Origin of the sequence: Mesorhizobium sp. M2E.F.Ca.ET.209.01.1.1, from assembly GCF_004010375.2 — a bacterium.
GTDB lineage: Bacteria > Pseudomonadota > Alphaproteobacteria > Rhizobiales > Rhizobiaceae > Mesorhizobium.
This window is the reverse complement of sequence record NZ_SADP02001323.1, coordinates 1-282: the sequence shown is the minus strand read 5'-3', so window position 1 is coordinate 282 and position 282 is coordinate 1. Positions and strand designations below refer to the sequence as shown.

General features: G+C 62.8%; 1 protein-coding gene. It reads left to right on the top strand.

The window, feature by feature from the left end:
* Window positions 1-282, top strand: a 282-nt coding sequence (locus EN852_RS40255; protein WP_189546684.1) for an acetate--CoA ligase family protein, incomplete at both ends; no start/stop codon positions are given.

Sequence of the window (282 nt, the reverse complement as noted above, 5' to 3'; positions counted from 1 at the left end):
CTGGTCGAGCTGTTGCGCGACAGCGTGACGCTCATGTTGCCGGCGACACGGGACGATATCGAGGCGGCATTGCGTGGGCTCAAGCTCTATCCTCTCCTCGAAGGCTATCGCGGCCGGCCGAAAGCCGATGTCGCGGCCGCCATCGATGCCATCGCCGGCATTGCCGACTTCGTGCAGAAGAACGAAGGCGAGATCGAGGAACTCGACATCAACCCGCTGATCGTCTGCGCCGAAGGAAAGGGCGCGTGGATCGCGGATGCCCTGCTGGTGCTTGGAGAAAAG